At 63.0% G+C, this 12,276-nt stretch carries 10 protein-coding genes and 1 pseudogene; 1 reads left to right on the top strand and 10 read right to left on the bottom strand.

Annotated elements, in window-relative coordinates:
- Positions 1-401: 401 nt before the first annotated feature.
- From N2597_RS09015 to N2597_RS08995, 5 genes are all read right to left on the bottom strand, one after another.
- Entirely contained in the window at positions 402-1,604 is a 1,203-nt protein-coding gene (locus N2597_RS09015; protein ID WP_183596306.1) for an ABC transporter permease, read from the bottom strand.
- The gene (locus N2597_RS09010; RefSeq protein WP_009996316.1) at positions 1,594-2,310 is read right to left on the bottom strand and encodes an ABC transporter ATP-binding protein; all 717 of its coding nucleotides are present in this window, start codon (positions 2,308-2,310) and stop codon (positions 1,594-1,596) included. Before N2597_RS09010 ends, N2597_RS09015 begins: the two co-directional genes overlap by 11 nt.
- A 12-nt stretch (positions 2,311-2,322) precedes the next feature.
- Positions 2,323-3,615: an efflux RND transporter periplasmic adaptor subunit gene (locus N2597_RS09005; RefSeq protein WP_183596308.1), complete on the bottom strand. Its 1,293-nt coding sequence runs from the start codon at positions 3,613-3,615 to the stop codon at positions 2,323-2,325.
- Positions 3,616-3,862: 247 nt separating this feature from the next.
- The gene (locus N2597_RS09000; RefSeq protein ID WP_096762743.1) at positions 3,863-4,237 is read right to left on the bottom strand and encodes a GFA family protein; all 375 of its coding nucleotides are present in this window, start codon (positions 4,235-4,237) and stop codon (positions 3,863-3,865) included.
- Between the two features lie 8 nt (positions 4,238-4,245).
- Complete coding sequence (locus N2597_RS08995; RefSeq protein ID WP_009993527.1) at positions 4,246-4,455, bottom strand: hypothetical protein; 210 nt, start codon at positions 4,453-4,455, stop codon at positions 4,246-4,248.
- Between the two features lie 370 nt (positions 4,456-4,825).
- Between N2597_RS08995 and N2597_RS08990 the strand changes: the two genes are divergently transcribed.
- A complete protein-coding gene (locus tag N2597_RS08990) occupies positions 4,826-5,008 on the top strand; it encodes a hypothetical protein (RefSeq protein WP_004673791.1) in 183 nt (60 codons plus the stop codon).
- Between the two features lie 61 nt (positions 5,009-5,069).
- Here the strand turns inward: N2597_RS08990 and N2597_RS08985 are convergent, their stop codons facing one another.
- The 5 genes and pseudogenes from N2597_RS08985 to N2597_RS08965 all read right to left on the bottom strand — a co-directional run bounded on the left by N2597_RS08985 (position 5,070) and on the right by N2597_RS08965 (position 12,206).
- Positions 5,070-6,149, bottom strand: coding sequence for an ABC transporter ATP-binding protein (locus N2597_RS08985; RefSeq protein ID WP_183596310.1), 1,080 nt, complete (start codon positions 6,147-6,149; stop codon positions 5,070-5,072).
- An 18-nt stretch (positions 6,150-6,167) separates the two neighbouring features.
- The gene (locus N2597_RS08980) at positions 6,168-7,220 is read right to left on the bottom strand and encodes a carbohydrate ABC transporter permease (protein WP_183596313.1); all 1,053 of its coding nucleotides are present in this window, start codon (positions 7,218-7,220) and stop codon (positions 6,168-6,170) included.
- Positions 7,217-8,254: a carbohydrate ABC transporter permease gene (locus N2597_RS08975; RefSeq protein WP_183596315.1), complete on the bottom strand. Its 1,038-nt coding sequence runs from the start codon at positions 8,252-8,254 to the stop codon at positions 7,217-7,219. Before N2597_RS08975 ends, N2597_RS08980 begins: the two co-directional genes overlap by 4 nt.
- A gap of 11 nt (positions 8,255-8,265) precedes the next feature.
- Positions 8,266-9,523: pseudogene (locus N2597_RS08970) on the bottom strand (ABC transporter substrate-binding protein).
- Between the two features lie 166 nt (positions 9,524-9,689).
- Entirely contained in the window at positions 9,690-12,206 is a 2,517-nt protein-coding gene (locus tag N2597_RS08965; protein ID WP_183596317.1) for a hypothetical protein, read from the bottom strand.
- Between the last annotated feature and the right edge of the window lie 70 nt (positions 12,207-12,276).

Raw genomic sequence — 12,276 nt, 5'->3', positions numbered from 1 at the left:
AAGTCCGCTGGCCAAACTGATATATCACATAGTGGCACGGTCAAAAACCGAAGACAACATTGAAATACCAGAACAGAGACAAATAGATAACAGCGGCGTGAGTTTCGGCGAATGCATTGATAACTTGGTTGTCCACGCCGAGGCCGCCGCGGGAAGATTGGGAGCGGTAGGGTCGGATCTGAGACTAAGTCTGTTGGAGTGAGCTATCTCCGGCGACTTTAGCCCCACTCTCCGTCATGCTCGGCCCCTGAGCCTAGCATCCACGCCGCAACCGCCAGCAGTCGCGGCATGGATCCTCGGCTCAAGGCCGAGGAAGACGGAGGACAGGTTGGAGCTCCTCCCAAACTCACTCGGCATAAAGAACGAGATCGCGCGCTTTGCCATAACGCCTTTATCTTGCGTCACTCATGCCGCAGCGCCTCTATCGGGTTGAGCTGGGCTGCCCGTCTTGCCGGAAAACAACCGAAGATCATGCCGATTGCGGCGGAGAAGAGGAAGGCGACGGCGACCATCATCGGGCTGAAGACGAAGGGGACCTTCAGGAGGGTGACCGACACCAGGCCGAGGCTAAGCCCCAGCACGATCCCGGTGATGCCGCCGAAGAGCGAGAGCGCCACCGCTTCGACCAGGAACTGGGTGAGCACCTGGCTTTCGAGGGCGCCGATCGCTAGCCGGATGCCGATTTCGCGGGTTCGCTCGGTGACGGAGACCAGCATAATGTTCATGATGCCTATGCCGCCGACAAGCAGGCTGATGGCAGCCACCGCGCCGAGCAGGCCGGTGAGCAGCGTCGTCGTGCCGGTCATCGCCTCGGCGATCTGGGTCATGTCGTTGACGTTGAAATCGTCCTGCCGGCCGGGAATGATCTTGCGGCGCTCGCGCAGCAGGTTTTCGACATCGGCCTGCACCTTGGCAGTCGATACACCGTCGCGCGCCGAGATGACGATCTGCGGCACGTTGCTGTTGCCGCTGATGCGCCGCTGAAACACCTTGACCGGCATGATGACGACGTCGTCCTGATCGGTGCCCATGCCGGACTGGCCGCGCCTGGCGAGCACGCCGATGACGGGGCATGAGACCTTGCCGACACGGATCTGCTGGCCGATCGGGTCGGCGGCGCCGAAGAGCTGTGAGCGAACCGTCTCGCCGATGATGCAGCGGGACTGGCCGCGTTCCTCGGCAGGCGTGAAATTGCGGCCGAGCGCCAGGTTCCAGTCCTGCGCGACGAAATAGTCGTTCGTGGTGCCATAAACACTGGTCGAATGGTTCTGGCCGCCGAAAATAACGGTCGCCGTCGACTGATTGAGCGGCGCCACGGCCCTCAGGCCACCGATCTGGTCGCGGATGGCGGCGACGTCCTTGACGCTGAAGCGTTTGGCCTCGGAGCTTGCCCGGCCGGGGCCGAACTGGCCGGGACGGACGAACAGCATGTTGGTACCGAGCCGCGACAATTCGGTCGAGACCTGCGCCGTCGTGCCGTTGCCGATCGTCACCAGCGCGATGACGGCGGCCACGCCGATGACGACGCCGAGCACGGTCAGGAAGGAGCGCAGCATGTTGCGGCTGATGGCGCGCAGCGCGAGTTTCAGCGTCTCAAAGAACATGATCCGCCCTCCTCCGGTGCTCGACCTCGGTCTCCAACTTACCGTCGACAAACCTGAGCAGCCGCTCGGCATAGGCGGCGATATCGGGCTCGTGCGTGACCATGACGATGGTGATGCCCTGCTCGCGGTTCAGCCGCGTCATCAGGTCCATGATCTCGACGCTGGTCTTGGTGTCGAGATTGCCCGTCGGTTCATCGGCGAGCAGCAGCGCCGGCTCGGTGACGATGGCGCGGGCAATGGCGACGCGCTGCTGCTGGCCGCCTGACAGTTCTTGCGTCTTGTGATGTTCGCGGCCGGAGAGGCCGACCAGGGCCAGAGCTTCCCTTGCGCGTTCGCGCCGCTCGCGCACCGCCATGCCACGATAGATCAGCGGCAGCTCGACATTCTCGACCGCCGAGGTGCGCGACAGGAGGTTGAAGCCCTGGAAGACGAAGCCGAGCATGTGGCGGCGCAGGAGCGTCAACTGGGCGCGGTCGAAGCCGCTGGTCGCAATACCCTGGAAGACGTATTCGCCGGATGTCGGCACGTCGAGGCAGCCGAGGATGTTCATCGCCGTCGACTTGCCGGAGCCTGACGGCCCCATGATCGCGACAAATTCATGGGCCTCGATCGCCAGGTCGACATGGTCGAGGGCGCGGATCGCCGCCTCGCCCTCGCCGTAGATTTTCGAGACCTGCCTGAATTCGATGAGCGGCGGGCTTGTCATCCATCTCTCCGCCTAGTTCGCCCGCACCGCGGCGTCGGTCACCAGCGCGTCGTTTTCCTTGATTTCGCCGGAGATGACCTGGGTGAACTGGCCGTCGGACGAGCCGACCTGGATGACGACGGGCGTGGGGCGGCCGTCGCGCAGCACCCAGACGCGGCGCTCCGCTCCCGTCAACGCCTGAGGTGCATTGCCGCCGCGCCGGCGTGGCGGGCCGAATATCCCCAAAATGCCGCGGCCGCGGCGCTCGGCCTGCGGTGGAGCGTAACGCAGCGCGGCATTCGGCACCATCAGCGTATCCTTGAGAGCCTCGACAGTGATATCGGCGGTCGCCGTCATGCCGGGGCGCAGCAGCAGGTCGGCATTGTCGACGGAGAGAACCGCCTTATAGGTCACGACGTTGTTGACCACTTCGGAGGCGAAGCGGATCTGCTCGATCTCGGCGGGGAAGGACCGGTCGGGATAGGCGTCGACGGTAAATTTCGCCTTCTGGCCGACGGCGATCTTGCCGACATCGGCCTCGTCGACATCGACCTGCAACTCCATCTTCTTCAAATCGCCGGCGATGGTGAAGAGGATCGGCGCCGAAAGCGAGGCTGCGACGGTGGCGCCGGGATTGACCGAGCGGGTGAGGATGACGCCATCGATCGGCGAGATGATCTTAGCCTTGGCGAGATTGACCTCGGCAAGCTGCAGGTCGGCCTCCGAGGCGAGCACTTCGGCTTCGTTGATCTGTTTGGCGGCGACGGCGGAATCATATTTGTAGGTGGCATCGTCGAGGCTCTGCTGGGTGGAGACATTACTCCGGACCAGGCTCTTCAGCCGCTCGAGCGAAGTGCTTGCCGACTGGAGATCGGCATTGGCCTTGGCGACGTTCGCCTTGGCCGAATTGACCTTGGCGCGCGAACTCTTCACATCCGCCTCGAGCTTGTTGGTATCGAGCTGCGCCAACACATCGCCCGCCTTGATCGTGCTGTTGTAATCGACGTTGACGTCGCGGACGGTGCCGGAAAGTTCGCTCGATATATCCACCTGCTCGGTCGGCTGCACCGATCCGGTGGCGGTGACGAGCACCGTCAGGTCGCCGCGTTTGGCCGGCTGCGTGGTGTAGCTCACTTCACTGTGGCCGCGGCCGGCATAGAAATAAGCGGCGGCCGCGGCGGCAGCGACGAGGATCAGCAGGATGAACAGCCGTCCGCGCCAGCGGCTGCGCTTGTCCCGCTTGCCCGATGCGGCAAGAACCGCTGCGAGGTCGGGCGTCGGGCCCGCCTTTGCTCCGGTTTCGTTGCCGCTCACGATTTTGTTCATGTCATCCTCGATCAGTCAGTGGCCGCCTCGGCCCTGCAGTGAACTAATCACACCGCAGATGAACCGGGAATTAGCGTCGCCGCCGAACTGGCACGGAATTGCCGACGGGTGAAATGAAATATTGGTAAGAAAACTCAAGTTTCGAAGCGGCGGAGCCTATCGTGCGAAACTGCGCAGCGTTTTTCCCAATGATGACATCGGGAAACCAAAGAGCTGACGCGTGACAAACGACACCCCTCGGCGCCGGTCAATCGGCATCCTCGGCATATTGATCCGCAGCCGGCAGCGGATGCAGCCACGCGTCGCGCCGCTTGATCCAGAGTTCATAATTCGGTTCAAGGTCGGTCGGGGGATTGTCGAGGGAACCGAGCCGGACTTCCACCGACTTCTCCTGCAGGCAGAAGAGCCTACCGCCGCAGGCGGGGCAGAAGCTGCGGCCGGCGAAAGTGGCGATCTGGCCGGTGTGGGAAAAAGCCGGGCGCGGCCAGACGGCGAAGAAGACAAAGGCTGAACCGCTCGTTTTGCGGCAATCGGCGCAATGGCAGAGACCGACGCGGAGGGGCTCACCCTCGACGCTGTAGACAACCGCCCCGCAAAGACAGCCTCCCGTTCGCCTCCGCATCGCGGCGGTCAGGAATCGAGACTGGTGGGCAGCCCTGGCGGGCGCCGCTTTGCCGCCATCAGCAGATCGAGTTCGGTGGCAGAGGGGCCGAACTTCTCATAGAGGCGCTTGGCCTCCTTGTCGTCCAGCCGGTATTTCCTGGCGAATTCGCTGAAGCTGTAGGGGCGGCCACGCAGGACTCTTCGCGCCGGGGTCGCCGTTTTCGGTGCGTCGGTCATGGTTTTCTCCTTTCATTAACTGCCCTTTAAGTTAGAGCGCCGCACCCATTTGGAAAGAGTCGCATGGCCGTGAAGGGGGGCGGATGCGGCTGATTTTCCGGAACCTTTTCGCCGATAGCTGGTTTGCGAAGCGAGGTTGCGGGCCGCGCCAAGCGGACGCGGCGGTGCTGGAGAACCTCGGGATTTTTCCGCTTTCTCCCGAGGGCCAACGAAACGGCAGGCGAGCTCCCTACCCGCCCGGTCCGCTTCCTCATCTCCCCGTTTCGGCATGAGATCACGAAATGTTAAAATGCGGAACGCACGCGCCGAAGCGAGGTTTGTTCACACGAGGTCGACGTGGCCTCAGTTGATAAAACCAAGGAGAAACCAAATGGCAAACCAAGGTGGAACCCACGAACAGCACGTCAAAGCGGGACAGCAGAGTCACAAGAACGACTCCAATACCCGCAGCGCCTCTTCAGGCGGCCGCGACGCGCAGTCCAGCGGAACCCGCGGCGGCAGCCATGAGCAGCATGTAAAGGCTGGTCAACAAAGCCACAAGAACAGCCACTAAAGCTGTCCTGAAATGAAAATTGGGCTCGCGCTTCGGCGCGGGCCTTTTTCCTTGTCTCGTGTCAGGACAGACGCCGGCCATCCTCGGCGAAGAGATGCAGCACGGCGGGATCGAGATGCAGCGGCAGGCTGCCGCCGGATTTCATCTTCTGCTGGCCGGCAAAGACCGCGATCAGTTTCTTGCCTGATGCGTCGGCGTGGACGACGGTCTCCGAGCCCAGTTCCTCGACAAGGGTGACGCGGGTGTCCAGCCGGCCTGCGGCGGCTCCATCAGCCAGGGTGATGTGTTGCGGCCGGATGCCGATGCTGACCCTTTCACCCGCCGGGCGCGTCTCCCGGGCAGTGACTGAAAGACGGTGGCCGCCGACGGTTTCGACCTCGGCATAACCGTTCTCGTGGCCGATGATCGAGCCTTCCAGGAAATTCATGTGCGGTGCGCCGATGAAGCCGGCGACGAAGCGGTTGGCCGGGCTGTTATAGAGTTCCAGCGGTGTTCCGACCTGTTCGATCCGGCCGCTTCTCAGCACGACGATGCGGTTGGCAAGCGTCATCGCCTCGACCTGGTCATGGGTGACGTAGATCATCGTCGCCTTCAGCCGCGCGTGAAGGGCCGCGAGTTCGGCGCGCATGCTGACCCTGAGTTCTGCGTCGAGATTGGAAAGTGGCTCGTCGAGCAGGAAGGCGTCCGGGCGGCGGACGATGGCGCGGCCGATCGCCACGCGCTGGCGCTGGCCGCCGGAAAGCTGACCCGGACGGCGCTGCAGGAAAGGCTCGATCTCCAGCATGCGGGCGGCGTCGGTGATGCGGGCTTCGATCTCGGGCTTCGCCACCTTGGTATTCTCCAGGCCGAAAGCCAGATTTTCCCGCACACTCATATGCGGATAGAGCGCATAGGACTGGAAGACCATGGCAAGGCCGCGGTCGGCGGCGCCGATCTCGGTCACATCCTTGCCGTCGATGGCAATGCTGCCGCCCGTCGGCTTGTCGAGGCCGGCGATCAGGCGCAGCAGCGTTGATTTCCCGCAGCCGGAGGGGCCGACGAAGGCGACGAACTCGCCGTCATTGACGGCAAGCGAGACATCGCGGATGACCTCGACGGCGCCGAAATTCTTGACGATGTTTCTGAGCTCAAGGCCGCTCATGCACTCTCCTGTGTCATCTTATTTCAGTCCGGAGCCGGCAATGCCCGTGGTGATGAAGCGCTGCAGGAAGACGAAGATCAGCACCACCGGGATCATCGAGACGACGGTCATGGCGAGGATATAATGCCATTGCACATTGAGTTCGCCGGCATAGACGTTGAGGCCGACCTGCAGCGTATAGAGTTCCTTGCGCGACAGCACGATCAGCGGCCAGAGGAAATCGTTCCAGCGCCAGACGACCGAGAAGATCGCCAGCACCGCAAGGGCGGGTGCTGACAGCGGCAGGATGATGCGCCAGTAGATCTGCCATTCGCTAGCCTTGTCCATGCGCGCCGCGTCGATCAGTTCGTCGGGGATGGTCAGCATATATTGCCGCAGCAGGAAGACCCCGGTCGGGGTGGCGACCGTCGGCAGGATCACGCCCCAGAGACTGTCGAACAGGTTCAATGTGCCGATGACCGAATAGAGCGGCACGACAATGACCGATAGCGGCACCATCAGCGTCGCCAGGATCATCAGCATGACGGCGGTGCGGCCGGGGAACTGGTATTTCGACAGGGCGAAGGCGGCCATGGAATTGACAAGCAGCGTGATTGCCGTCGCCGTCACAGTTACGAAGACCGAGTTGCGCAGGAACAGGAGGAAATCGAAGCGCTGGAATGGTTCGGTGTAGTTGTCGGCGGCGAATTCGACCTTACGCACCGGCGTGCGGTCCTTGATGTTGACTTTGACGATTTCACCCGGCTGTTTCGGATCGACCATCTGGCCCATGATACCGATGCGGCGGACTTCGGCGAGCACGCGGCTGCTACCATCCGGCATGGTGACGTTATAGAGCGGCAATGGCTTGTCGTGGCCCGGCACCACAGCCTGTTCGGTGACATAGGGCAGGACGGAGGGCGGGAATTCGGCAAGGGCCGCCGGCGTCTTGAAGGAGGAGAAGACCAGCCAGACGGCTGGGCCGAACATCAGGAAGACGCCCGAGATCAGCCAGATCCAGGTGACGACGTCAGTCCAGTGCCAGCCCCGGCCGCCGCGGCGGCGGAGGAGAAAGGTGCCGACGGCGCTCATTGGCGTTTCCCCTTCTTCTCGTTGCGATTGCTGGCGCTGAGTTGGATCAGCGTCAGGATGACGAGCAGGATGCCCATCAGGATTGAGGCGGCCGACGCAAGCCCCGGATTGCGCAAGGAACTCGCAAAGCCGGTCTCATAAATATACTGGGTGATGTACATGGTGCTCGTGCCCGGCCCGCCGCCTGTGAGCACGAAGACCTCGTCGAAGATCTGCACGGCGCGGATCAGCGCTAGAACCAGGACGACGATGAGGTTCGGCATCAAAAGCGGCAGGGTGATGCGCCGGAAGATGCGGGTGGGGCTCGCCTTGTCCATCGCTGCCGCCTCATAGAGATCTTTCGGGATCGCCTGCAGGCCGGCGAGCAGGATGAGCGCGTAAAAGCCCATATGCGCCCAGACCGAGACGAAGACGGCGAAGAAGAAGGCCCAGAAACGATCGCTGAGCCAGGAGAAGGGCTCGAAGCCGAAGGGGCTCAACGCATAGTTCAACAGCCCCTCGCGCTGCAGGATCCATTTCCAGATCAGCCCTACGACAACAGGCGATAGCAGCACCGGGAAGAAAAAGACGGCGCGCCAGAAGCCGCGATTGGAAAGCTCGCGGTTGAGGATCAAGGCCGTCGCCAGTGCCGCGATCAGCATCGCCGTCACCTGGAAGACGACGAAGACGGCGGTGTTGCGCACGGCCGCCCAGAAGGTGTCGGCCGCGCAGGTCGAGGGGTCGAGATAGGAGCCGCAGTCGAAGAGGATGCGGTACTGTTCGGCACCGACATAGGTTCTGTTCGGCAGGAAAATGGCGCTGCCGCTGGTCGTCGAATAGATGAAGTTGATGACCAGCGGCAGGAGCACGAAGACAGTGAAGATCAGCATGTTGGGCGCCAGGAAGACGCCCGCCATGCCGTTCAGCCCCGTCAGCTTCTGCCAGGCGCGCATGGGGATGTCGACCAGCCCCATGACAAGCCGGACAGGCGCTGAGAGCGCCTGCCGCAGACCGGCCTTTGCCGGTGGTTCGGAAGAAACCGTCTTTCCCGCCATGCGCTGTTCCGTCAGTTGCCGGCGACCTTGGCCTTGATGTCCTCGTCGATGCGGGCATAGGCGTCGTCAAGCTTCATTTCGCCGGCGATCACCTGGCTGATGCGGGCGACGATGGCGCTGTAATAGGCGTCCGACCACTTCCAGCCCGGCAGTTTGACTGCGGGTGCGGCCGTCTGGCCGGACGATTCGACGAAGGCCTTTAGCGCCGCCTGCACATGCTGATTGTCGGTCTTGAAGTCCATCTGGCCGGCGGCCACACCCTTATGCGCCGGAATGAACAGGCTGCGCTCGGCAAATTCCTTCTGCACCTCGGCACTTGCCAGGTAATCCATCACCTTGGCGACGTCCTTCGGGTTCTGGGTGTATTTGACGGCGACCAGACCGGCGCCGCCGAGCATGCCGGTGCAGGCGGCCGTGCCGCACGGGCTTCCCGCCATCACCCAGTCGAAACTGTCGCCGATCTTCTGGGCGAAGGCCGAAATCTGCCAGCTGCCGGAGTAATAATAGGCAAGGCCGCCATTGATGAAGTCCTCGGCCGCGGCGCGATAGGTGGTGCCGGCCGCACTCACCCAGACATCCTTGTTGACGATGCCCTCCTCGTTCCACTTGACCAAGCGGCTGAGGCTCCTTGGCGCCCTGATCGATTGGCGCCGGCTTGCCGTCGGAGCCGATGTAGTTGGCGCCGTAGGAGATATTAGGGCCGGAGACGCGGTGGCCGGAGCGGTCGATCGCCATGGCGAAGACCTTCTGGCTGTCGGCGACCTTCTTGGCGGCCGCTGCCCAATCATCCCAGGTGGCCTTCGGGCCGGGAATTTCGACACCGGCCTGCTCGAACAGCGTCTTGTTGACGAAGCCGCCGGTCAGCGTCAGCTGGGTCATGAAGCCGGTAATGGCGTTTGAGCCGTCGGGACGCATCCAGTCGGCCTGGGCGCCGAAATTGTCGTCCCAATATTTCGCATCGGCCAGCAGCGGGCGAAGATCGAGCCAGTGCTGCGCCTGCGCCTTCAGATTGGTGACGCGGGCGATGTCGGGCCCCTTGCCGGCTTCGAGCTGCACCGGCAGCTGTTCCTTGACGACATCGTAGGAGACTTCGTCGAGGATGACGTTGACGTCGGGATTGGCCTTGGAGAAGCGCGACAGCAAGTCCTTGATGACAGCGCCTTCGCCGCCATCGGAATACCACATGATGCGCACGTCGCCGGCATGGGCAGCCACGGAACTCAACAGAACCGCGGCAAAGGCCGCGCCGATCGATTTCATTCTGGTCATTTTCTCCTCCTCTTGACCGATAAATTCCTACAGCGCCGCGCGTCTTTTCAGACGCGCAAAGGACGCTGTAACACTTTGAATTGCTGCCTAATTTTATCCTTAAATCGATTCCGATTTAAGGAATTATGCAGCAGGTCCGGCCGGTCCTCCACCTGCCGGGCATCGTTTACGAGGCGGCGCGGCGAAGCTGCCTGCCCGGTATCTCTAGATGTACCGCGTCTCCCCGCACCGACCAGTCCGAGGGACGAAGAATGCGGCCTTCGGCGCGCACCGTGCCGTCCTCTTCGAAGACGACCTCGCCATAATCCGAATCGACAACGATCAATGCGCCCCCATTAGTGCGGCGGGCCACAAGGCTGGCGAAACGCTCCCGCATGCCGTCAAGACCGCCTTCGCGGCCGAGATCGGAGAGACGGACGATCCAGCGGCCCCGGCGGCCGGCAAGCCGCAGCTCGACATCCGCGGTCGGGCCCTGCTTCACCGGCTCTAGCGGTCCGTTGCCGATCAGCATGGCGACGCCGCCGCCGGAGCGGGCGAGCGCCAGATTGGCATCGACCGCCGCCTCGTCGAAAGCCTCCAGCGGGAACCAGGCATGGGTGAAATCCGGCTGGCCCTCGTGGATCTCGAAATCGAGAATGGCGAGATCGCGATATTGATGCACGCGCGGCAGCGTTCCGCAGCCGCCCCAGAAGCTCGGCCGGCCGTAACCGAACTGGATGGTTTCGCCGGGATGGTTGATCCAGATCTGCGCTTCCGGCCGTTGACCTAAGCGCAGGTGCAGCACCGTTTCCTGATAGCCCCAGGCGCCGGGGCGGTAATGGGCGATGGTGCCGAGCGCGGTGTCGCGCGTCTTGTAGTGATAGAGGGCGGCGAACCGATTTTCGCCCTGGGAGAAGGTCCATTCCTGCGCGTCGTCGGACTGGTGCGCGGCCATTTCGGCGAGCGCCTCGGGGAACTGCAGGCCGTGATCGCGGATGCAGACGGCAAGCTGCGGCAGCGCATGGACGCGCCGGCCGTACCAGCCGCGACCCCAGAGCAGCCGGGCGATGGCCGACAGCTCGACCGAGCGGCCTGGGCGCAGCGTATGTTCGTAGGAGCGGCCCTGGCTACCGGTCAGCATGCCGTGATGGGCCGAGCGGGCGACGATTTCCATCAAGCGGACGATGCTGGCGCTAGCCCGGGCGCGGATCGTCTCATCCGGCGCGCAAGCGGCGAGCGCCGTCAGGCCCTTCAGGTCGATCGGGAAATAGGGAACGGAATTCCACTCGGCCATTTCCCAGCGTTCGAAATGATCGAGCCAGGCGCGGACCCGCTCTTCGCCGACCTTCATCTGCTCAGCGCCGGTGCGGCCGGAGCGGACGAAGATGGCATCGGGAAACAGCCTGCCGCCGAGATAAGCGGCGGTATGGAAGAGCAGCGCATGGTTTTCCGAAAAATACCACTGAACGTCGTTGCCCGGCTCGTCCATCCAATAGCGGTAATTGAGGACCGCCTGCGCGATTCTGTCGCCCAGCGCCGGTGAGAGCAGATCGCTCCAGCGCGTATAGGCAAAGAGCAGCGGCACCAGCACGAAATCGGCGCAGTCGTGACAATCCTCGATGACCGGCAGCATAGCCGAAATCATCGCCTCGGTCTCCTCGCCGCCCTGCCCCAGGGCAAGACGGGCGAAAGCGCAGACCGTGTCCGGTTCGGAATGGGCGGCGACTTCGGCAAGCGCCTCGGAGACGCGGTCAGCCAGCGCGGCGGGCACCGGCCCCTGGCGTCGGGCGTGACAGATCTCGACGCCGAGCGTGCGGCCAAGCGAAAGTTCGCCTGTTTTGAAGGTTATGCGGAAATGGCGGAAATCGGCGGGCATATCGGTCGAAGTGCCGAGTTCCAGCCTGGTTGCCCCCGCTTCCAGCGCGAAATCATAGTCGCAGCGTTCGACCGACATGAAGTCGCCCTCGATCTCGACATGGCAGTTCAGCGATACCGGCAGCGGCGCGGGAAACAGGATCGTCACGTTCTCGCCGAGATAGGCGGTGCGGTCGAAGCGCATGCCTTCGAGGATCGCCTCCAGCCCATCGGCCTCATCGGCGGCGATCGGAACGGGAAGAGATGTTTCGACTTCCGGTCCGTCGAGATAATCCAGCTGGAAATAGAAGCGGGCGTCGCGCTCGGCGAGATCGTCGAAATAGACGCGGATCTCGTTGAGGCCGGCGACAAGCTCGACCTCGAAGGTCTGCTCGGCTTCCAGATTGCGCTCGTAAGGCGCCATGAAACCCTGTTCGCGGCCGTTGACGATGAGAATGGCGCCGCCGCAGGTCGACAGGCGGAAGTTCGCTGGCCCGGCCGCGCTGGCATCGAGGAAGGTACGTGCCCAACAGCCAATGCGTGTCGGGCGAAACCAGAAGCCGGAGAGATCGACACGTGGCGAGGCAAAAGGCAGCCACCAGCGAATGGGCTCGAATTCGGCAGCCGGCTGCGGCCGCCGGCCCGCGAAAGTAGCCTTGAATTCGGTGCGGCAGGGATATTCATGCGGAATGAAATTCTTCGTCTTGGTAACGAAGAAAAACGGATCCATCCTGCCTTCCATCGGACGGTCGGCGACATCGTAGCGCGCCTGCGAGAGATGGCCGAGCTGCCAGTAGACGATCGGGCTGTTTTTACCGGTGGCGCGGGCGAGGTAAGATTGCTCGACCATTTCAGGCCGCTCCGGCGTTGGGATTTCTGACAAAACGCCGGCGCATGTACGGGCGGTCAAGCCGCATCTT

Origin of the sequence: Rhizobium sophoriradicis, from assembly GCF_025200795.1 — a bacterium.
GTDB lineage: Bacteria > Pseudomonadota > Alphaproteobacteria > Rhizobiales > Rhizobiaceae > Rhizobium > Rhizobium sophoriradicis.
This window is presented reverse-complemented; position numbering and strand designations above follow the sequence as displayed.